Raw genomic sequence first — 20,386 nt, 5'->3', positions numbered from 1 at the left:
ATGGTTACCTACATTGTTCGGCGCCTTATTACCGCCGTCCTCATCCTGTTTGGTGCCTCCTTCATTGTCTACATCCTGACAGCACTGTCGGGAGACCCCCTGGCAGACCTGCGCCAGCTACGGACACCAAACAAGGAAGCCCTCATCCAGAGCCGCGTTGAGCTGCTCGACCTGAACACACCGCCGCCCATCCGATACTTCATTTGGCTTTCAGGCGCAGCAAAGTGTGTCGTGCCTTTCCTGGGTACCTGTGACCTTGGCCAGAGTATTCAGGGTGAGCCAGTGACGGAAGCCCTGGCACGCGCCATGGGGCAGACGATCTCCCTGGTCACCGCCGCCACAATTCTCGCCATCGTCGTGGGTATTTCCCTCGGCATCATCACGGCTCTCCGTCAGTACAGCGGACTGGACTACGGCGTCACGTTCATGGCGTTCCTGTTCTTCTCCCTTCCAATCTTCTGGCTCGCGGTGTTGCTCAAGGAGTACGCCGCCATCGGCTTCAATGACTTCTTGGCAGAACCTCATATACCGATATCCGCACTCTTGGTCATAGGACTGGTCAGCGCGGTCATCTGGGGCATTCTGGCAGGCGGATCGTGGAAGCGAAAAGGTTTGGCGGCGGTCATCGGATTCGTTGTTGCCTTCGGCATCCTGTTCGTCATGGATGTGACTGGCTGGTTTGTTGATCCAGGCCTTGGCCCCGTCCTTATCGCCATCTTCGGCGTCGGTGTTGCCTACGCCGTAACCGGCCTGACCTCAGGCCTCAAGAATCGCCGAGCACTCTACTCAGCGCTGCTGATGGTCCCCATTGGGCTGATTTGCTACTACGCTCTCAACCCGCTTCTTTCCGCGGCTACACCGTTGATGATCGTGCTCCTTGCAGCCGGAGCTATCCTCGTAGGTTGCATTGTCGGTTACTTCATGGGCGGCTACGACCGCGGACAGAGCATGCGGGCTGGTGCTATTGCGGCGTTCTTGATTGGTAGTCTCATTGTTCTGGACCGTTTCCTGGTGACCTGGTCCGCGTACTCAAGTAATTCACGAGTACGTGGAAGGCCCATTGCAACAACGGGTGCATCGACTCCAGGTCTCGACGGTGATTTTTGGATTGCCGGTCTGGACAACTTCACGCACCTGCTGCTGCCCACCATCGCGCTCATGCTGGCATCATTGGCCGGTTACAGCCGTTACTCGCGTTCCTCCATGCTCGAAATCATGAACATGGACTACATCAGAACAGCGCGGGCCAAGGGTCTATCCGAGCGGACTGTTGTTATGCGCCACGCGTTCCGCAACGCACTGATCCCCCTGGCAACGCTCGTAGCTTTTGATATCGGCGCGCTGATCGGCGGCGCGGTTATCACCGAGCAGGTCTTTGCCTTTAGCGGCATGGGCGCTCTGTTTATTAATGCCCTGAACCGAGTGGATCCGAATCCCATCATGGGATTCTTCCTGATTACAGGCATTTTGGCGCTAGTGTTCAACCTGATCGCTGACCTCGCCTATTCCGCTCTCGATCCGCGCGTAAGGGTGAAAGCATGACAATTCAGAATCCGCCGGACACGCCACGCACCGATCCGGGCCCTGATCCCAGGGAAAGTAAGTCACTGGAAGTCCCTGACACAACAAAAGGCCTGTCGCAGGCTCAGCTTGTTCGTAAGCGTTTCCTTGACAACGTCGCCGCCATCATTTCGCTGGTTGTGTTCGTGCTGATCGTCTTGCTGGCGTTCTCATCGATGGGCTTCCTGGGAGTTCCTGGTTGGTGGAAATACAGCCACACGGAGCCAATGACACTTATCAACAACGGCCAGCCAACATTTCAGCACATTTTCAATTGGGGAGATCATCCCTTCGGCCAGGACACCATTGGCCGCGATGTTTTCGCGATGACCATGCGCGGAGCTCAGAACTCGCTCGTGATCATGTTCATCATCGGCATCATCGCCACCGTTATCGGCGTTGTTGTCGGCGCTGTATCGGGATACTTCCGCGGCATGGTTGAGGCTGTTCTGATGCGGTTGACTGACGTCATCATCATCATCCCGGTTATCGTTCTCGCAGCGGTCCTCGGAAGCATTGCCAACAGGTACTTCGACCGCGGGTTGGGAGTGCTATTCCTCGGAGTGCTCATCGGGCTGATTGCGTGGACGGGTATGGCGCGTCTGGTCCGTGGTGAGTTCCTTTCGCTGCGCGAGCGTGAATTCGTCGATGCGGCGAAGATTGCCGGTGCATCCAATAACCGCATTATCTTCAAGCACATCCTGCCAAATGCTGTGGGCGTCATCATCGTGAACACCACGCTGCTTATGGCGGCGGCCATCCTCATCGAGACTGCGCTGAGCTACATTGGCTTCGGTGTGCAGGCCCCGGATACCTCGCTCGGCAAGCTGATCAGTGATAATCAGGAGGCGTTCCAGACGCGTCCGTGGCTGTTCTGGTTCCCGGGTCTCTTCATCGTGGTGATCTGTTTGTCCATCAACTTCATTGGTGATGGTCTGCGCGATGCTTTTGACCCCCGGCAGAAGAAGTTCAATGCAAAGAAGGCAAAGAAAATGGCTTCGGAGGCGTAGTGAATCGTCTTCTGGAAGCAACGCTGGGTATCTCCCGCACTGAAGAACTCAGTGCGGGAGGCTACCGCGTGTTGTTCTTGGCTGCGGCGGGGTGGATTGCGGGGGGCCAATGCAGTTTTCTGGGAGGAGAGCTCCTAGTAGAACAGCGGCGCTACGGTGAGCCCGGCAACTATCAGGACCACAAAAACCACGGTCAGCAGAAGATTGGACTTTTTGCTCACCTTGGCTTGTTCCGTGGCGTCAATGTCAATGGTGCCGGCGTTTGCCATAGCTTCCCAGCGCGAACGGACAAGGTATGCGGCAGCGCCGGAATCTGTGTTCTTCAGGTCTCCGGGCCTGATGGACTGTGCCGGTCCGTACGTGGAGGCGGGCAAGCCCTGCACATGCTCTGTTCGGCCACGGTGGGTGCCAAAGATCCCCGGAGCAGGCGCGGCCCACGCAGTGTAGCGACCAGTAGGTGTCACGAGCTTCAAGGCGTAGCGGGTATCCACGTCGATGAGCGCTTCCCACGGGACGTCAATCACCTGCAGCGGATTGTGAATGGTCACAGCAGTCGAGGACACTTCAATGCGCGGGTACCAGAAGAGCCACCACGCAAGGAATGCACAGACAATCAGCGGCCAGGAGCCGGCAACGCCGGTCACGGCGCCGTATCTAACGATCGAAGAAATCAAGCCAATGACAACCAGCACAAGTGCCAGCCCGGTGAACCAGATGGACGTACGGGGTCGAAACACATCGGCGCTGACCATATTTTGTGGGTTTGTCATAACCCCATAGTTTCAGGATTCCGTGCCAGCGCTGAAATCAATCCCGGAAAACCCCGGCAGCATCTGGTCCGGTCGGAAGGAAAGTAGTAGTCATGACTGATGGAGTCATCGAAAATTCAGACAACCCGCCCACCAGGCGTGGGTCCAAGGGCGGCCCCGTGCTTCAGGTGGAAAACCTGTGCGTGGACTTCGGCGTCGAGAAAGAATGGGTGCCCGCAGCGATCGATCTCAACTATTACGTCAACGCGGGTGAGGTGCTGGCGATCGTCGGCGAGTCCGGTTCGGGTAAAAGCGCCAGCTCTATGGCGCTCCTCGGGTTGTTGCCGTCCAACGCACGCGTCACCGGCACGGTCATGCTCAATGGAAAATCCGTTCTTGAGCTGTCTCCGGCAAAATTGCGTCAGATCCGAGGTAATGACGTAGCTGTGATCTTCCAAGAACCGATGACGGCACTTAACCCGGTGTATACCGTCGGCTTTCAGATCATCGAGACCCTTCGCCTTCACAATGAGATTTCTCCGGATGAAGCCAAACAGCGCGCCCTAAAAATGCTGGAACTGGTTGAACTTCCAGACCCAGATAAGGCGTTCAAGTCCTACCCTCACCAGCTGTCCGGGGGGCAGCGCCAGCGCGCCATGATTGCGCAATCGCTCTCGTGTGACCCGAAGTTGCTGCTGGCTGATGAGCCTACTACTGCACTCGATGTCACGGTTCAGGCCGAAATCCTGGATCTGATCCGTAACCTGAAGAACAAGCTGAACAGTGCCATCGTCCTCATCACCCACGACATGGGCGTCGTCGCAGACCTCGCAGACCGGATAGCCGTCATGCGTCAGGGCCGGATCGTGGAGAGTGGAACTGCAGAGGAGGTCTTCCACAACCCTCGGCACGAATATACGCGGGCCCTGCTTGCGGCAGTCCCGCACCTCGGTGGTCGTGGCGAAGACGGAGGCGTGGATATCAGCGCCGCTCTAGCCGCAGCGGCTCACACCGAAATCGAGGGAGTCAGTAAGGCTGAACTCGAACGACGCGAGCAGGCAGTATTGGCGGGCGTCAAGGCCAACCAGGAGGAGAAGTATTCCGGTGAGCCAGTTCTCGAACTGAGCAATGTCTCCATCGAGTATCCGAAGCAGGGCCGCGTACCAGCGTTCCGCGCCGTCGAAGGCGCAAACCTCGTGGTGTACCCAGGACAGGTTGTTGGTCTGGTCGGTGAATCCGGCTCAGGGAAGACTACCATTGGGCGCGCTGCTGTCGGACTTCTGCCTGTTGCAGAGGGGACGCTCAAAGTGGTCGGCAAGAACATCGCCGGGATGAAGGGGAACTCCAAGGAGATGCACGCGCTCCGCAGAGACGTAGGCATGGTTTTTCAAGACCCGTCGTCATCTCTGAACCCTCGCCTACCCATCGGTGAAAGCATCGGCGAGCCTATGTTCTTGGCTAAGGAAGCCCGGGGCGCCCAACTTCAAAAACGTATCGAAGAGTTGTTGGACCAGGTGCAGTTGCCTCGGGCTTACCGCAACCGTTATCCGCATGAGCTCTCCGGTGGCCAGAAGCAGAGAGTCGGAATTGCGCGCGCGCTGTCCCTGAAACCCAAGTTGATGGTGGCCGATGAGCCGACATCGGCGTTGGATGTTTCCGTTCAGGCAACGGTGCTTGAACTGTTTCAGGAACTACAGAAAGAATTGGGTTTCGCCGCTCTTTTTGTCACCCACGACCTCGCAGTTGTCGATGTCGTCTCTGACCATATTTGCGTGATGCGTCGGGGCCGGATCGTTGAGCAGGGCTCGCGGGACAACATTCTTCGTAGACCTCAGGACCCGTACACACAACGGCTGCTCGCAGCCGTGCCTCTGCCGGATCCACAGAAGCAGAAAGAACGCCGTGAGCTCCGCGCCAGGCTTCTCGCTTCCGTAGGGGAATAACTAAACTTTGCCGCCGAGCCGGAGTGAACCTCCGGCACCGCGGTGGCAGCGTGATCGATTCAACAACGTGATGTCAGCAACACCGGTTTTTTGCCCTAAGCTGTACGTCGTGTGAATCAACTCATACATCATCAAAATCGATTGGTCCGCCTCGGACAGTTCCTTGGCGCCATACGTAAACCAAGGAGGCGGAATGCGTTACTCGCGCACTTCCAAAATGCTCGGAGTCGCAGCGATCGCTGCACTGGCGCTGAGCGCATGTGGTGGGGGAGATAACTCCACCGAGTCGCAGGGCGACACCAGCCGCGTCATCGTCGTGGATGGTTCGGAACCCCAGCAGCCGTTGATCCCTACCAACACCAATGAGGTGGGCGGCGGTAAAGTTCTAGATCTCGTTTTTGCTGGTCTGATCAGCTACGACGCTGAGGGCAAGTCCCAGAACGAGATGGCGGAATCCATCGAAACCGAAGATTCCCAGAACTACACGATCAAGCTGAAGGAAGGCAAGACCTTCACCAACGGTGATCCTGTAACGGCGAGCTCTTTCGTTGATGCGTGGAACTATGGCGCCGCCGCCAAGAATGCACAGCTGAGCAGCTACTTCTTCGAGAGCATCGAGGGCTACGATGAAGCGGCCGCAGAAGGCTCCAAGGTAGAAGAGATGTCGGGCCTGAAGGTCGTTGACGACCAGACGTTCACCGTCAAGCTCCGCCAGCCGGAGTCTGACTTCCCGCTTCGCCTTGGCTATAGCGCGTTCTTCCCCATGCCTGCTGAGGCTTTGGAAAATCCCGAAAAATTCGGTGAGAACCCGGTTGGTAACGGACCGTACAAGTTCGACGGCGAAGGTGCGTGGCAGCACAACCAGGAGATCAAGCTGGTGCCCAACGAGGATTACGAAGGTCCTCAGAAGGCTCAGAACGCTGGTGTGACGTTCAAGATGTACCAAAATGACACCACGGCCTATCAGGACCTGATTTCTGACAACCTGGACGTCCTTCAGACCATCCCTACCTCAGACATCCAGAACTTCAAGAATGACCTCGACGATCGCTGGATCGAGTCACCGTACGCGGGCAACCAGACCATCGCCATCCCGTACTACTTGAAGAACTGGGACGGCGAGGCAGGCCAGCTTCGTCGCCAAGCGATTTCTATGGCGATCAACCGCGATGAGATCACCAAAGTGATCTTCAACAGCGGTCGCACGCCAGCCAAGGAATTCACCGCTCCGGTCCTTGACGGATACTCCGATAACCTCCCGGGCAGCGAGAACCTTGAGTTCAACCCCGAGAAGGCCAAAGAGCTGTGGGAGAAGGCAGAAAAGCTCGAGCCGTTCGATAAGAGTGAGCCGCTGACCATTGCTTACAACGCGGACAAGGGAGATCACAAGACCTGGGTTCAAGCAGTGGTCAACAGCATCAAGAACGAGCTCGGTATCGAGATCAGTGGTAAGCCGTACGCAACCTTCAAGGAAGTGCGTACCATCGCCACCGATGGTGAACTGACAGGTGCCATCCGGGCAGGTTGGCAGGCAGACTACCCGTCGCTGGCCAACTTCCTTGGCCCGATCTACACCACGGGTGCTGGTTCCAACGATGCTCGCTACACCAACGAGAAGTTTGATCAGGCCATCAGTGACGGTTTGGCGGCAGCTTCAGTCGAAGAGGGCAACGAGGCCATGAACAAGGCCCAGGAAATGTTGCTGGAAGATCTGCCTGCCATTCCGCTCTGGTACCAGGTAGCCCAGGGTGGTTGGAGCAACAACGTGACCAACGTTGAGTTCGGTTGGAACGGCGTTCCGCTTTACTACGCCATCACCGGCAAGTAAGTCCATAGGCATACGGGGGTCCGTCCCTACAGGGGCGGACCCCCGTATGCATGCCCACGACAAAGAGGTTAAACTCTGATGATATTTACTATGCGTTTCGTCCGAACGCGCAACATGACGGCAGGTGGGGCCTGATGGGCTGGTATCTTGTCCGCCGTATCCTGCAGATGATCCCCGTATTCCTGGGTGCCACGCTGCTCATCTATTTCCTGGTCTTCAGTCTCCCCGGCGATGCCACTGCCGCCATCTGCGGTGAAAAGGGCTGCACTCCCGCCACTGAGGCGGCACTGCGCGAGCAGTACAACCTGGACCAGCCCTTCTGGGTCCAGTATTTCCTCTATCTCAAGGGTCTGATGACCTTTGATCTCGGCACGAACTTCGCTGGACGTCCCATCTCCGAGATCATTGCGAACGTTTTCCCAACAACGGCCCGGTTGGCTGTCATGGCACTGGTCTTCGAAGCAGTCTTTGGAATCATTGTGGGGCTCTTCGCTGGCTTGAAGAAGGGGAAGCTCTTCGATTCCACCATGTTGGTGGTCTCACTGGTCGTCATCGCTGTCCCCATCTTTGTTCTTGGCTTCCTGATGCAGTTCCTCTTCGGAGTCAAACTCGAATGGACTAACCCCACGGTTAGCGGCGATGCCTCCTTTACGGAGCTCATCTTGCCGGCTCTGGTTCTAGGCCTTGTGTCGTTCGCCTATGTGCTCCGGCTGACCCGTACCGCAGTGATCGAGAACGCGAGTGCTGACTACGTCCGCACGGCAACGGCCAAGGGACTGAGTCGACGGCGCGTCATCGGCGTGCATGTCATGCGGAACTCCATGATTCCGGTGGCTACTTTTCTCGGTGCCGATCTAGGCGCCCTTATGGGCGGGGCAATCGTCACCGAAGGTATTTTCAATGTCAACGGTGTTGGCAACACCCTGTACCGCGCGGTACTCAATGGCGAGGCCCCCGTGGTCGTCTCCATTGTCACAGTGTTGATCCTGATTTTCGTGCTGGCTAACCTGCTGGTGGATCTGCTGTACGCGTGGCTGGACCCGAGGATTCGATATGCCTGATATAGACAACAATTCCCCAAAGCCCCGACGGGCGAAAGTCTCGTCGTATCCGGTTGAACATTACGTTGCTGACATCTCAGAAACTCCGGTAGCCGCTACAGACAGCAAAATATCTGAGGAGTCGCCGACGAGCCTCTGGCTCGAAGCGTGGCGTAGCCTCCGGCGGCAGCCGTTGTTCATCATCAGTGCGTTGTTGATCTTCGTCGTCGTTTTTGTGGCGATCTTCCCAGGGTTATTCACCAACGAAGCTCCCAACGACAACTGCATGCTCAGCAACTCGGACGGCGGTTCATCCCCAGGTCATCTACTCGGTTTCACCCAGCAGGGGTGCGACATCTTGGCACGGGTTGTCTACGGCACACAGTCTTCGCTGACCATCGGACTATTCGCGACCATCGGCGTCGTGCTTTTCGGCGGCTTCATTGGTGCCATTTCCGGATTCTTCGGTGGTTGGGTCGACGCCGTCTTGGCGCGGCTAGGAGATATTTTCTTCGCTTTGCCGCTGATCCTCGGCGCGATCGTGATCGTTCAGGTGCCGTTCTTCCGCGAAAATCGGAACGTGTGGACGTTGGTGATCATTCTCATGACGTTCGGTTGGCCTCAGATTGCCCGCATAACACGGGCAGCCGTGATCGAGGTACGCAACGCCGACTTTGTGACAGCAGCTAAGTCTCTCGGCGTCAGTCCAATTGGAGTCCTGGTAAAACACGTGATTCCCAACTCGCTGGCACCGGTGATAGTCATCGCGACCATTTCTCTCGGTATTTTCATCGTGGCTGAATCGACTCTGTCCTACTTGGGTATCGGGCTTCCCCCGGATGTCATGTCCTGGGGGAATGACATCTTCGCTGCGAAAAGTTCGCTGCGGACTAACCCGATGGCGTTGTTCTGGCCTGGCCTGGCACTGTCCCTGACTGTATTGAGCTTCATCATGCTGGGCGATGCGCTGCAGGATGCTCTGGACCCCAAGGCGCGTAAACGATGAGCGGAGTGCACGTGAATCCTAAAAATCCGTCACCGCGCGATCCAGCAGCTCCGCTATTGGAGCTCAACGATCTCGCAATAACCTTCAAAACGAATAGTGGTGAAGTTCCGGCAGTTAAACGAGCAAACCTGACGATTATGCCAGGAGAGACTGTCGCTATTGTTGGCGAGTCAGGATCGGGCAAGTCGACGACGGCGCTGGCCGCCATCGGTCTTCTTCCCGCGAATGGGCGAGTGTCCGGCGGCAGCATTGTTTTTGATGGCGAAGACCTCACCAACGTCAGCGAGAAGCGGATGATCCAGCTTCGGGGCTCGTCGATCGGTATGGTTCCGCAGGACCCCATGTCCAACTTGAACCCGGTATGGAAAATCGGTTTCCAAGTCAAGGAGACGCTCAAGGCCAACGGTCTGCCGAGTGGTCCAAAGGACGTTGCCAAGGTACTTACCGAGGCAGGGCTTCCGGACGCGGCCGCGCGAGCAAACCAGTATCCGCACGAGTTCTCCGGCGGTATGCGCCAGCGTGCACTGATCGCCATCGGGCTTGCCTGCCGTCCGCGGCTGCTCATCGCAGATGAGCCGACGTCGGCTCTGGACGTGACAGTTCAACGTCAGATCCTGGATCACCTGGAAACGATGACTGATGAACTGGGTACTGCCGTCCTGTTGATCACCCACGACCTCGGGTTAGCGGCTGAGCGGGCGCACAAGGTCGCGGTCATGTACAAGGGTCAGGTCGTTGAATCAGGGCCTGCGCTTGAGCTACTGACCAACCCTCAGCACCCGTACACACAGAAGTTGGTTGCTTCGGCCCCGTCGTTGGCGTCTCGGCGGATTAAGTCGGCCAAGGTGTCCGGCCGTGAATCGGATGAAGTGCTGGCCCCCAAGTCGGAGGACCTTCGCACGGATAACGTCATCGAGGTCAAGAACCTGGTCAAGGTCTACAAAATTCGCGGGGGCTGGGGCAAATCCACCGAGTTCAAAGCGGTCGATGACGTTTCCTTCTCGATCAAGCGGGGAACGACGACGGCGGTCGTGGGGGAGTCGGGTTCGGGCAAGTCCACGGTGGCCAAGATTGTTCTTGGTCTGGAGGATGCCACCGAGGGCATCATCAACTTCGACGATGTTGACATCACCTCGCTGAGCCGGAAGGAAATGTTCAACTTCCGCCGGCGGGTACAGCCGATCTTTCAGGACCCCTACGGGTCGCTGGATCCGATGTACAACATTTTCCGCACCATCGAGGAACCGTTGCGGGTTCATGGTGTGGGTAACGCAACGAGCCGTGAGAAGAAGGTGCGGAGCCTGCTGGATCAGGTTGCCCTGCCCTCCTCCATGATGCAGCGTTTCCCCAATGAGCTCTCAGGTGGGCAGCGTCAGCGTGTGGCAATTGCCCGTGCGCTGGCGTTGGATCCCGAAGTGGTCATCTGTGACGAAGCCGTTTCCGCATTGGATGTGTTGGTTCAGGCGCAGATCCTGAACCTGCTCGCGGAGCTGCAGTCGGAGTTGGGGTTGAGTTACCTCTTCATCACCCACGATCTCGCTGTCGTACGGCAGATCGCAGATCACGTCTGCGTCATGGAGAAGGGGAAGCTGGTGGAGAGCGGCACTACGGATGATGTGTTTGAGAAGCCGCAGACCGCTTACACGCAGGCACTACTGGACGCCATCCCGGGTGCAGGCTTGATGCTGCCGCCCGAAGTAGCATGATGGTCCTTTAAGCACCAATGGCGCACTGCCCGCAGTGCGCCATTGGCCTTTTAAGTGGACCCGCGTTAGGCCATCAATTGCCTTATCACGTAGAATAGGGCTGCTGCCTTGTCGAATCGGAAGTCTTTGCCGGAATTTGTAGGCGTAAGGACTCGGCGGCCGTAACTGCCCCAACCGGGCATCTTCTGTTTCTAACAACCGGAATTGAGTTTTCACGCATGTCTGAAACCAACTCGGCCGTCGAAACCGCTACGCGGAGCGACCTCCGCAATGTGGCAATCGTAGCCCACGTTGACCATGGAAAGACCACCCTGGTCGATGCAATGCTTCGCCAGACGAACTCTTTCGCCAGCCACGGCGAAGTCGCGGAGAGAGTCATGGACTCCGGTGACCTTGAGCGGGAAAAGGGCATCACCATTCTCGCCAAGAACACCACTGTGTTCTACGACGGTCCTGCGGCCAACGGAGAAACCATCACGATCAACGTGGTTGACACACCGGGCCACGCGGATTTCGGTGGCGAAGTTGAGCGTGGATTGTCCATGGTCGACGGCGTCGTTCTCCTGGTTGATGCATCGGAGGGTCCTCTGCCGCAGACGCGTTTCGTTCTGCGCAAGGCCTTGGCCGCTAAACTTCCTGTCATTCTGCTCGTCAACAAAACGGACCGGCCTGACTCCCGTATCGATGCTGTCGTCAGTGAGTCCATGGACCTGCTCTTGGGTCTGGCATCGGACCTGGCGGACGAGGTTCCGGACCTGGATCTGGATTCCATTCTGAATGTTCCCGTGGTGTTTGCAGCTGCGCGCGTTGGCGCTGCGTCGCTGGAGCAGCCGGCGGATGGCAGTGCTCCGGAGAACGATAACCTCGAGCCGCTGTTCAAGACCATTATTGATCACATTCCTGCGCCTACCTATGATCCAAATGGCGTTCTACAGGCACATGTCACCAACCTTGACGCATCTCCCTTCCTGGGTCGTCTTGCTCTGCTGCGTATTTTCAATGGCACGCTCCGCAAGGGTCAGCAGGTTGCCTGGGCTCGTCAGGATGGCCAACTGAAGACTGTCAAGATTACCGAACTTCTTGCCACCAAAGCGCTGGAACGCGTACCGACGGACTCTGCCGGACCGGGCGAGATTGTTGCCGTTGCCGGAATCGAAGACATCACCATCGGTGAGACGCTGACCGACGTCAACGATCCCCGTCCGTTGCCGCTGATCACGGTTGACGATCCCGCAATTTCAATGACCATCGGTATCAACACCTCGCCGCTGGCCGGCCGGGTCAAGGGCGCTAAAGTCACGGCTAGGCAGGTCAAGGATCGGTTGGATAAGGAGCTGATCGGTAACGTGTCGCTTCGGGTTCTGCCGACCGAGCGTCCTGACTCCTGGGAGGTTCAGGGTCGTGGAGAGCTGGCGTTGGCCATTCTCGTTGAGCAGATGCGTCGTGAAGGATTTGAGCTCACGGTAGGAAAGCCGCAGGTCGTGACCAAGACTGTGGACGGAAAGATTCACGAGCCGATCGAGCACATGACCATTGACGTCCCTGAGGAATTCCTTGGAAACGTCACGCAGTTGTTGGCCGCCCGGAAGGGCCGGATGACAAACATGGCTAACCATGGCACCGGTTGGGTGCGCATGGAGTTCAGGGTTCCTGCCCGCGGTTTGATTGGGTTCCGGACGCGCTTCCTGACAGACACCCGTGGTGCAGGTATCGCCGCCTCCTACTCTGATGGCTTTGAGCCCTGGGCGGGAGACATCGAGTACCGTACCAACGGTTCTCTGATGGCTGATCGGTCAGGATCCGTCACTCCGTTTGCGATGATCAACCTGCAGGAACGCGGATCCTTCTTCGTGGAGCCAACCTCTGAGGTGTATGAGGGCCAGATCGTCGGCGAGAACTCTCGTGCGGATGATATGGACATCAACATCACTAAGGAAAAGAAGCTCACCAACATGCGTGCTGCTTCATCGGATACTTTCGAGAACCTGACTCCGCCACGGAAACTGACTTTGGAGGAATCGCTTGAGTTCGCCCGCGAGGACGAATGTGTTGAGGTGACACCGGAGTCCATTCGTATCCGCAAACTCATTCTCAACGCGGGTGAGCGTGCTAAGGCTGCCCGTTCACGTACCCGCGCTTAGAGCCGAGGCATGACCACGCAGCGGCAGTCCACCAGTGGTGGGCTGCCGTCTGCTGTTAAGCCCGACGACTTAGATAGCACCGGTACGCGCCGGGCGAGGTCTTGGGGGTTGAGAGTTGTCGTTGTTCTCGTTGGAGCTTTGGCAGCCTCAGTGTGTGGCACCGCTCTTCACGGACAGACGGTTGCCGGCTTTCCCATCGGCGCTGTGGCAGCGCTAGTGCTGAGTGGGTCTATCGCAGTGTTCGTGGGAACCTGTTTTCGGAGTGTCTGGCCAACGGCGGCAGTGGGAGTGCTCACCTATGCTCTGACGGGGATGGCAGCCACTTTGGGTGGGGCGTCGTCATTGATCGTGTCAGGATCTACCGGCATGAGTGTGGCACCGATTGCTGTGGCTGGGAATGTGTGGATCTTTGGGCAGGCCGTCGTCGGCATTCTCACCGTGGTGCTGGTGACTCTATCGTTGAAGAATCGCCGGAAGCCGGCAAGCTAACCGAGCGAGACCGGTTAGTCCGCCGTACGGTCTAAATGGTGGGCCATGAGAATCGACGTGGCGGTGCCGTCGTCGTCCGCTTCCCTCTTCGCGTACTCTTCAAAGACTTCGCGTAGCTTGCCCATCATTTCGTCCCGGTTCTTCCGGTTGAGCTTGACGCCCAGGCGCCAGACATCAATATCGGTCGGCGCCAGACCGTCGATCTCCTGGAGGAATGTTTCCACGAAGATCGGCGCAGCATCGGGAATCTTTGAGCCCCAGGAAAGGCCCGTGGCCCTGTAGGGAATTTCTTTTGCTCCGCGGTTGCCGGTTCGGCTCTCCTCGGCGGCAAGAAAGCCAGTGGTCAGTAGTGTCCTGACGTGGTGAAGAGATGTTGCCGGGTTCAGGTCGAGCCTTTCGGCAATTTCCTTATTGGTACGGGCCATGTGTAAGCAGAGCCGCAGTATCCGGAGCCTCACAGGTGAGCTCAATGCTCGTCCACGCGCCTGTACGTCCTCGTCTGTTGCCATAGGAAAATCATACGCCAGATCGACTCTGTGATTGACGTATATCAATGGCTGGTCTTTGCGATACTTCCCACTCAGCCTGGCTAGCTGGTGGGCATAGACACTACTGCCCACCTAATTTCTCAGCTCATAGAGCACGGCTGCGACGCGGGGGAGGAGGGGGCACCGCCCGTGCGGCAGTGACCGCGGCCAAGGGCACGAAAACGTCGTCTCGGCGGGTCCGAACCGTGCAGGTACTTTCGCCGATCTCAAGGAGGTCTCCCAGAGCATCGGTCAGTCCATCATCGATCCGGTAACGGACAACCACTCGCGAGCCCGGTACCAATGATCGCAGGAGGTGGAGTGGATCCATACGGACAGTTTACGTCCCGGCTAGGGTATTGCGGATGCGGTCACTAAGCTGATAGTAGAGTGGCTCGGACCTGTTGCAGGGGTGAGCCAAAGTGCCCGAAGGAAAGGCGTTGGGTCGTGACGTACGTAATCGCGCAGCCGTGCGTGGATGTCAAGGATAAGGCGTGTATCGAAGAATGCCCCGTTGACTGCATTTATGAAGGTGAACGGTCCCTCTATATACATCCAGACGAGTGTGTAGACTGCGGTGCCTGCGAGCCGGTGTGCCCGGTTGAGGCCATCTACTACGAGGATGATACGCCGGAGGAATGGGCGGAGTACTACAAGTTCAACGTCGAGTTCTTTGACGATCTGGGATCTCCCGGCGGAGCGGCGAAACTCGGCAATACGCATAAAGATCACTCCGGTATCGCGTCACTTCCGCCACAGAACCAGGACTGAGCGTGGCCGGGTTCGGCCTCGATCTGCCCGAGTACCCCTGGGAGGCGTTGGCACCGTATATCGCGCGGGCAGCACAGCACCCTGGTGGCATCGTCAATCTTTCAATCGGGACACCCGTAGATTCCACGCCTGAGGTAGTGCGCCACGCTCTATCAGCCGCCGCTGATGCTCCCGGATACCCCACAACTCACGGTACGCAGGGCCTCCGGGAAGCCATTTCGGACTGGTTCAGCCGACGCCGGTCGGTGCCTGGCCTTGACCCGCAGAACATCATGCCTACGGTCGGGTCCAAGGAAATGGTGGCCTGGCTTCCCACTCTTCTGGGGCTGGGAGATGGCGACGTCGTCGTCCGCCCCGTGGTGGCATATCCCACGTACGACGTCGGTGCACGTCTAGCGGGGGCCACCTCCGTTGCGGCGGATGATCTGGACGAGCTCGAAGCGGACACGCGCGGTCGGGTGCGGCTCGTATGGATCAACAGCCCCGGTAATCCCACGGGTGCGGTCCGTTCCCGAGATTCACTGGCAACCATCGTGACTCAGGCCAGAAATATCGGCGCACTGGTGGCTTCGGATGAATGCTATGCAGAGTTTGGCTGGGGCCAGTGGGATGGACAAATAGTGCCAAGCGTCCTGGATCCTGAGGTGTCCGACGACAGCCATGAGAGCTTGCTCTGCGTCTACTCGATGAGTAAGCAGTCCAATATGGCTGGCTACAGGGCAGCGTTCATCGCCGGAGATGGCGAGGTCATGGCGAACCTTGTCAACAGTCGCAAACACGCAGGCATGATTGTTCCGTATCCCGTTCAGGAGGCCATGCGAGTGGCGCTCCGGGACGAGGCGCACGTGGCTGCGCAAAAAGATCTCTACCGCGCGCGCAGGCAGCGGCTGCTTCCTGCTCTGCAGGACTTCGGTCTTGTCATCAGCGACTCGGAAGCCGGGCTCTACCTGTGGGGAAGTGCTGGCGAGGACACGTGGAAAACTGTTGGGCGTTTGGCGGACCAGGGCATTGTCGTGGGACCCGGCACCTTCTACGGCGAAGCAGGGCACGGAAATATCCGGGTCGCGCTGACTGCTCCGGACGAGCGCATTGACGCAGCCCTGGACAGGCTACGGACGTAGCCGGAGCTATTACCGTCGGGTAACGTCTTTATCCCGATCCACCAAATTTAGATTCTTCAATTGGTGCGGAACCGTCTTGAGCGGGTAGCGTTTTAGAGGAATATGCATCTTGGCCCTGAACCTCTGAAGGGCTGCGCAAGTTTACTGAGCACCTCCTGAAGGAGATTTCATGACTGAGCAAGCTGGAGCCAGACTCATTTTCGGGCAGGACCAGCAACAGAGACTGGACCTGCCCCGGGTAGAGGCAGCGGAAGGCAACCATGGCTATGATGTCTCCCGCCTACTGAAAGACACGGGGAATGTCACCTTCGACCCCGGCTTCATGAACACAGCTGCAACAACTTCGGCCATCACGTTCATTGATGGTGAGAAGGGCATTCTGCGCTACCGCGGATACGCCATTGACCAGCTCGCACAGCATTCCAGCTTCCTTGAGGTCTCCTACCTCCTCATTTATGGCAATTTGCCCAGCGCCACAGAACTCGACGCGTTCGATCAGCGCATTCGCAGACACACACTGCTGCATGAGGAGCTGAAGGGATTCTTCGGCGGTTTTCCCCGCGATGCACACCCCATGCCGGTGCTTTCCTCCGCAGTGTCCGCTCTGTCCACTTTCTACCAGGACAGCCTGGACCCGTTCGACGACGAACAGGTGGAACTCTCCACGTTCCGTCTGATGGCCAAGCTGCCGGTCATCGCCGCCTACGCGCATAAGAAGTCCATTGGGCAGCCCATGCTGTACCCGGATAACTCCATGAATCTCGTGGAAAACTTCATGCGGCTTAGTTTCGGTCTGCCTGCCGAACCATACGACCTCGATCCCACCATGGTGAAAGCGCTCGATCTGCTCCTCATTCTTCACGCGGATCACGAGCAGAACTGCTCAACATCAACCGTCCGCATGGTAGGTAGCTCCAACGCCAACATGTTTGCCTCCGTTTCAGCCGGGATCAATGCATTGTTCGGCCCGCTCCACGGCGGCGCCAACGAAGCAGTCCTTAACATGCTGCGTGACATCAAGGCTAAGGGCATGAAGCCCGAAGACTTCATGGAGAAGGTCAAGAACAAGGAAGATGGCGTGAAGCTCATGGGCTTCGGACACCGCGTCTACAAGAACTATGACCCACGAGCCAAAATCGTCAAAGCTACCGCGCATGAAATTCTTGAGAAACTCGGTGGTAACGATGAGCTGTTGGACATCGCCATGCGTTTGGAAGAGAAAGCGCTCGCCGATGACTACTTCATCGAGCGCAAGTTATACCCCAACGTAGACTTCTACACGGGCCTCATCTACAAGGCCATGGGTTTCCCGGAGAAGATGTTCACGGTCCTGTTCGCTATGGGTCGTCTTCCGGGTTGGATTGCCCAGTGGCGTGAAATGATGCAGGATCCGCAGACCAAGATCGGCCGCCCCCGCCAGCTCTACACGGGTGAGCCTGAGCGGCAGTACCCCGCCGTCTAGGTCAACACGCTTTCCATTCTGCAGTAGATGTTGGACTCAGCACTGAGTCCAGCATCTACTGCAGAATCGTTTAACGTGCAGCACTCAGGCAGAGTAGCCCTGCGGGTTTTCTTTCTGCCAGCGCCAGTGGTCATCGCACATCTGCTGCAGGGTTTTGTGGGCAGACCAGCCTAGGTCGGCCAGCGCCGCGGACGGGTCTGCGTAGCTGATCGCGGCGTCACCCGGACGGCGCGGAGCAAATTCGTAGGGCACCTCATGGCCAGCTGCCTTGGAGAACGCCGCGAGAACTTCCAGCACTGAAGAGCCCTTGCCGGTGCCCAGATTCCAACGGTGTACGCCCTTATTGGAGTAAACATAATCCAAAGCTGCCAGGTGGCCCGCCGCCAGATCGAGAACGTGAATGTAATCACGGATTCCGGTGCCATCGGGCGTGGGGTAATCATTACCAAAGACCATCACCTTGTCGCGGCGACCCACTGCCACCTGGGCAACGAAGGGCAGCAGGTTATTGGGAACCCCCGTGGGATCCTCACCGATCCGCCCGGATTCGTGAGCGCCCACCGGATTGAAGTAGCGAAGTAGCGCAATGTTCCAGCGTGAGTCCGCAGCGCCGATGTCGGAAAGGATGTCTTCGATCTGTTCTTTCGTTCGGCCGTAGGGGTTCACGGCATCGAGAGGCAACTTTTCCACGAGTGGCACCTCTTCGGAAGCGCCGTAAACGGTGGCCGAGGAGCTGAAAACGAGGGTCCGAACGTTGTGCCGTTCCATGCAACGCAGCAAATTCAGGGTTCCGCCCACGTTGTTGTGGTAGTAGTACAACGGCTTTTCAACCGACTCCCCGACAGCCTTCAGACCCGCGAAATGGATGACGGCATCAACCTCGTTGGTGCTGAAGGCGTTATCCAAGGCGGCTTCGTCGAGCAGGTCAACGGCAAGGAACTCCGCTGGTCTGCCCGCAAGTTCACCGACCCTTTTCAGCGACTCTTTGCTCGAGTTCGCTAGATTATCTAACACCACAACATCGTGCCCGGCCTCGAGGAGGGCAAGCACGGTGTGGGAGCCAATGTAACCGCTTCCGCCGGTAACCAAAATTCTCATTGCACCAGCCTAGTTCGTCGCGTGGTGTTCGACGCAGATTTACTCTACGACGGCGCCCGCTACGTTGAGGGTCACTGTGCCGGGCTCGGTCTCCGCACTGGTCCAACCACCGACACGGTCCCACTGAAGGCCACCGAAGGAAACGCTGGTGAGGTTCAGCTGCTTCGCGTTGGCGACCGCCCATTGGGCGGTCGCCCATCCAGCCCGGTCCACTGCTTGCAGAGTCACGGTTGACTCATTGACGACGACGGACTGGTTGCCGAACACGGCTGCCGCTGCGGCAGCCACCTGCGAAGGGTCGCCGGGAGATTCGGCGCTGCGGAGCATACAGTCCAGGCTCGCAGCTGAATACCCGGTCAGGGCTGACGCAAAGGCGCGGGCTTCCGGCTCATGGTCCGCATACGCCTCGGGGAAAGCGCTGATCTGGACCGCCTGGGCAGCTTCAGTTATCGGCATGTTCGTGTAACCGGGCACCTTGAGAAGCCCGTCGTAGAAGGCGTTCGCAGCGTAGATCGGATCCATGACCTGCGCCTGAGTTCCCCACCCCTGCGATGGACGCTGCTGGAACAGCCCGCGTGAGTCGGGACCGGCGTCGTCTCCATAATCCAGGTTACGCAGCCCGGATTCCTGGATCGCCGTCGCGATGGCAATGGACGCCGCCCGCGGCGGTAGTCCGCGGCGAAGAGCAACGCCGGCTATGAGGGCAGCGTTAGAGGCCTGGTCCGGGTTGAGGTCGTAAGTTTCGGTGCCAACGACGGCGGTACAACGTTCCCGCATGACGGCCTCTGAAGGTTCAAGGTTGAGCAGCGCCAAGTATCCACCGGCACCAGTGAGCAGGAGCAGACCCACCATGACGAGTAATGTCTTGGCACGACGGCGCCGTCGTTTTCTCACAGCACTGAGGGAGTGGGACGCCATCTAGTTTGAGTGCAGTACGGAATTGAGTTCAACGCTCTGACCGGCACGCGGCAGCGCTTCCACCGCGCCGGAAACCGAGTTACGGCGGAACAACAGGTTTGGCACGCCGGAGAGCTCGATGGCCTTCACTGTGCTGGCACCCTGCGATGTGACTAGCCGGACCAGTGTCCCAGCGGTGATGTACAGGCCGGCCTCCACCACGCTGTCATCGCCGATGCTGATTCCCACTCCAGCGTTCGCGCCGAGCAACACTCGCTCGCCCAGGGTGATCTTTTCCTTGCCCCCGCCGGAGAGCGTGCCCATGATGGAAGCGCCGCCGCCAACATCGCTTCCGTCGCCGACAACGACACCCGCGGAGATCCGACCTTCGACCATAGATGTGCCGAGCGTGCCGGCGTTGAAGTTCACGAAGCCCTCGTGCATGACCGTGGTCCCTGGTGCCAGGTGCGCGCCCAATCTGACACGGTCGGCATCGGCAATCCGAACGCCACGGGGGATCACATAGTCAACCAGGCGTGGGAACTTGTCCACGCTATACACGGTGACGGCACCACGGGAACGCAGCCGGAGCCTGGCCAGCTCGAAGCCCTCCAACGCACAGGGACCGAAGTTCGTCCACACCACGTTGGGAAGCAACGCGAAAATGCCATCGAGGTTGATGCTGTTGGGTGGGGTCAGACAGTGCGACAGGAGGTGAAGCCGCAGATACGCATCAGCTGTGTCTGCTGGCGCCGCATCGAGGGAGATCTCGCGGGTGATTCGTTGGAGAGTGCTACTCCGAGCTTCGTCGTGGTTGCCTTCCAACTGTTCCAAAGCGGCATCGAGCTCAGGATCGATAGCGGCGGAACTCAGAGTTGGTCGTGGATACCAGACGTCCAGAATCGTTCCATCGTCAGTAACGGTGGCTATACCGTGGCCGGAGGCGGTACGGGGGTCAGTGGAGAGGACGCCGCCCTCGACGGCAGTGCTAATGGTCATGCGTCAAGTCTAACGAGAGCGGCCCGGCCTCGAGACTCT

18 protein-coding genes are annotated in these 20,386 nt (G+C 58.2%); 12 read left to right on the top strand and 6 right to left on the bottom strand.

Annotated features, from left to right (window positions below):
* Both JOE65_RS12145 and JOE65_RS12140 read left to right on the top strand, forming a co-directional pair.
* On the top strand, window positions 1–1,542 hold the full coding sequence (locus JOE65_RS12145; RefSeq protein WP_205164192.1) for an ABC transporter permease: 1,542 nt from the start codon (window positions 1–3) through the stop codon (window positions 1,540–1,542).
* A complete protein-coding gene (locus tag JOE65_RS12140; protein ID WP_205163437.1) occupies window positions 1,539–2,570 on the top strand; it encodes an ABC transporter permease in 1,032 nt (343 codons plus the stop codon). Before JOE65_RS12145 ends, JOE65_RS12140 begins: the two co-directional genes overlap by 4 nt.
* A gap of 134 nt (window positions 2,571–2,704) precedes the next feature.
* Here JOE65_RS12140 and JOE65_RS12135 read toward each other — a convergent pair whose 3' ends face one another.
* Window positions 2,705–3,340, bottom strand: a complete 636-nt coding sequence (locus JOE65_RS12135) for a PH domain-containing protein (protein WP_205163436.1) — start codon at window positions 3,338–3,340, stop codon at window positions 2,705–2,707.
* Between the two features lie 92 nt (window positions 3,341–3,432).
* Between JOE65_RS12135 and JOE65_RS12130 the strand changes: the two genes are divergently transcribed.
* From JOE65_RS12130 to JOE65_RS12100, 7 genes are all read left to right on the top strand, one after another.
* Window positions 3,433–5,262: an ABC transporter ATP-binding protein gene (locus JOE65_RS12130; protein ID WP_205163435.1), complete on the top strand. Its 1,830-nt coding sequence runs from the start codon at window positions 3,433–3,435 to the stop codon at window positions 5,260–5,262.
* Window positions 5,263–5,455: 193 nt separating this feature from the next.
* The gene (locus tag JOE65_RS12125) at window positions 5,456–7,090 is read left to right on the top strand and encodes a peptide ABC transporter substrate-binding protein (protein ID WP_205163434.1); all 1,635 of its coding nucleotides are present in this window, start codon (window positions 5,456–5,458) and stop codon (window positions 7,088–7,090) included.
* A 134-nt stretch (window positions 7,091–7,224) separates the two neighbouring features.
* Window positions 7,225–8,151 carry an ABC transporter permease gene (locus JOE65_RS12120; protein WP_205163433.1) on the top strand — a complete coding sequence of 309 codons (927 nt, stop codon included), beginning with the start codon at window positions 7,225–7,227 and terminating at the stop codon, window positions 8,149–8,151.
* Complete coding sequence (locus JOE65_RS12115) at window positions 8,144–9,136, top strand: ABC transporter permease (protein WP_205163432.1); 993 nt, start codon at window positions 8,144–8,146, stop codon at window positions 9,134–9,136. The genes JOE65_RS12120 and JOE65_RS12115 overlap by 8 nt, the downstream gene beginning before the upstream one ends.
* A gap of 11 nt (window positions 9,137–9,147) precedes the next feature.
* Window positions 9,148–10,842 (top strand): ABC transporter ATP-binding protein, encoded by a 1,695-nt coding sequence (locus JOE65_RS12110; RefSeq protein ID WP_338021635.1) that lies wholly within the window; start codon window positions 9,148–9,150, stop codon window positions 10,840–10,842.
* A gap of 218 nt (window positions 10,843–11,060) precedes the next feature.
* On the top strand, window positions 11,061–12,983 hold the full coding sequence (gene typA, locus JOE65_RS12105) for a translational GTPase TypA (RefSeq protein ID WP_205163430.1): 1,923 nt from the start codon (window positions 11,061–11,063) through the stop codon (window positions 12,981–12,983).
* Between the two features lie 9 nt (window positions 12,984–12,992).
* Window positions 12,993–13,472: a hypothetical protein gene (locus JOE65_RS12100; protein WP_205163429.1), complete on the top strand. Its 480-nt coding sequence runs from the start codon at window positions 12,993–12,995 to the stop codon at window positions 13,470–13,472.
* A gap of 14 nt (window positions 13,473–13,486) precedes the next feature.
* Here JOE65_RS12100 and JOE65_RS12095 read toward each other — a convergent pair whose 3' ends face one another.
* Together JOE65_RS12095 and JOE65_RS12090 are read right to left on the bottom strand one after the other, a co-directional pair.
* The gene (locus JOE65_RS12095; protein ID WP_205163428.1) at window positions 13,487–13,981 is read right to left on the bottom strand and encodes a winged helix-turn-helix domain-containing protein; all 495 of its coding nucleotides are present in this window, start codon (window positions 13,979–13,981) and stop codon (window positions 13,487–13,489) included.
* Between the two features lie 124 nt (window positions 13,982–14,105).
* Complete coding sequence (locus tag JOE65_RS12090) at window positions 14,106–14,330, bottom strand: putative acetyltransferase (RefSeq protein WP_205163427.1); 225 nt, start codon at window positions 14,328–14,330, stop codon at window positions 14,106–14,108.
* Window positions 14,331–14,446: 116 nt separating this feature from the next.
* On the opposite strand from JOE65_RS12090, the gene fdxA reads away from it, so the two are divergent.
* From fdxA to JOE65_RS12075, 3 genes are all read left to right on the top strand, one after another.
* The gene (gene fdxA, locus JOE65_RS12085; protein ID WP_205163426.1) at window positions 14,447–14,770 is read left to right on the top strand and encodes a ferredoxin; all 324 of its coding nucleotides are present in this window, start codon (window positions 14,447–14,449) and stop codon (window positions 14,768–14,770) included.
* The gene (gene dapC, locus JOE65_RS12080; RefSeq protein WP_205164191.1) at window positions 14,767–15,891 is read left to right on the top strand and encodes a succinyldiaminopimelate transaminase; all 1,125 of its coding nucleotides are present in this window, start codon (window positions 14,767–14,769) and stop codon (window positions 15,889–15,891) included. The genes fdxA and dapC overlap by 4 nt, the downstream gene beginning before the upstream one ends.
* A 169-nt stretch (window positions 15,892–16,060) precedes the next feature.
* Window positions 16,061–17,353, top strand: coding sequence for a citrate synthase (locus tag JOE65_RS12075; RefSeq protein ID WP_205163425.1), 1,293 nt, complete (start codon window positions 16,061–16,063; stop codon window positions 17,351–17,353).
* Window positions 17,354–17,437: 84 nt separating this feature from the next.
* On the opposite strand, the gene galE is transcribed toward JOE65_RS12075, so the two are convergent.
* The 3 genes from galE to dapD are packed head-to-tail and all read right to left on the bottom strand — an operon-like array spanning window position 17,438 to window position 20,347.
* On the bottom strand, window positions 17,438–18,451 hold the full coding sequence (gene galE / locus JOE65_RS12070; RefSeq protein ID WP_205163424.1) for a UDP-glucose 4-epimerase GalE: 1,014 nt from the start codon (window positions 18,449–18,451) through the stop codon (window positions 17,438–17,440).
* Between the two features lie 39 nt (window positions 18,452–18,490).
* Entirely contained in the window at window positions 18,491–19,369 is an 879-nt protein-coding gene (locus tag JOE65_RS12065; protein ID WP_205163423.1) for a hypothetical protein, read from the bottom strand.
* On the bottom strand, window positions 19,370–20,347 hold the full coding sequence (gene dapD, locus JOE65_RS12060; protein ID WP_205163422.1) for a 2,3,4,5-tetrahydropyridine-2,6-dicarboxylate N-succinyltransferase: 978 nt from the start codon (window positions 20,345–20,347) through the stop codon (window positions 19,370–19,372).
* Window positions 20,348–20,386: the final 39 nt, after the last annotated feature.

Source organism: Arthrobacter roseus (assembly GCF_016907875.1).
GTDB classification, from domain to species: domain Bacteria; phylum Actinomycetota; class Actinomycetes; order Actinomycetales; family Micrococcaceae; genus Arthrobacter_J; species Arthrobacter_J roseus.
This window is presented reverse-complemented; position numbering and strand designations above follow the sequence as displayed.